Raw genomic sequence first — 1,252 nt, forward strand, 5'->3', positions numbered from 1 at the left:
AAAAGTGGCCGAGACCGCCATCGGCGTGACTGCGATCATCCAAACGATTCCTTCTTTAGCGCTCCTCGGTCTGATGATCCCGCTCGTCGGGATTGGCGCTTTGCCAGCGACGATCGCCCTCGTCTTGTACGCCTTGTTACCGATCCTTCGAAACACGTTCACGGGCTTGAACGAAGTCGATAAATCGCTCATCGAGGCGGCTCGGGCTTGCGGCATGAAGCCGAACCAAAGCTTGATGAAAGTCGAGCTCCCGCTCGCCTTGCCGGTCATCATGGCCGGGATTCGGACGGCGATGGTCCTCATTGTCGGGACGGCGACGCTCGCCGCCCTCGTCGGAGCCGGTGGCCTCGGAACGTTGATTTTGCTCGGGATTAACCGAAACGATAACTACTTGATTTTGCTCGGCGCCATCCCGGCCGCCATCCTCGCCCTCTTGTTCGACTTCTTGCTCCGACAGATGGAAGGAGCGACGGCGACACGGAACAAGACGAAGCTGATTGCTGTCTCGACGGTGTTGGCGCTCATCATCGCCGCACCGCTCGCGCTCGGTCGCACGCAACAGACGGACCTCGTCGTTGCCGGAAAGCTTGGACCTGAGCCTGAGATCTTAATGAACATGTATAAGCTGTTGATTGAAGAAGAGACCGATTTGACCGTTTCCGTAAGGCCTAACTTCGGTGAGACGACGTTCGTTTGGGGTGCTCTCCAATCCGGCGATGTCGACATTTACCCAGAGTTCACAGGGACGGTACTCGCCAGTCTCGTGAAAGAGACGCCGAACTCGAATGACGCCCGCGAAGTGTATGAACAGGCTCGTGACGCGTTGGCAGATGACGGTTACGCGTTGCTAGAGCCGATGGAGTTCAACAACACGTATGCCATCGCCATCCCACGCGACTATGCGGAAGAAGAGGGCATCACGTCGATTTCGGATTTGCGGAACGTCCAAACGGATATCGCTGCCGGCTTCACGCTCGAGTTCACGGACCGGGAGGACGGTTATCCAGGACTTCAGCAAGCGTATGGCCTCGACTTCCCATCGGTCGTCTCGATGGAGCAAAAACTTACGGTATCGCGCCATCGCCCGCGGTGACGTCAACCTCGTCGATGCGTACGCAACAGATCCGGACATCGCCGAAAACGATTTGCTCGTGCTTGAAGACGATCAACAGTTCTTCCCACCTTATCAAGGGGCACCGTGCTCAAACAAGAGACGTTAGACGAACATCCTGAGATTGAGGACGCCCTCAAT

General features: G+C 56.8%; 1 pseudogene. It reads left to right on the top strand.

Going from position 1 to position 1,252, the window contains the following annotated elements:
* Window positions 1-1,252, top strand: a pseudogene (locus B9Z54_RS04400) (ABC transporter permease/substrate-binding protein); the annotation flags it as partial.

Origin of the sequence: Bacillus sp. P14.5, assembly GCF_003316765.1 — a bacterium.
In the GTDB taxonomy this organism is placed as follows: domain Bacteria; phylum Bacillota; class Bacilli; order Bacillales; family Bacillaceae_B; genus Rossellomorea.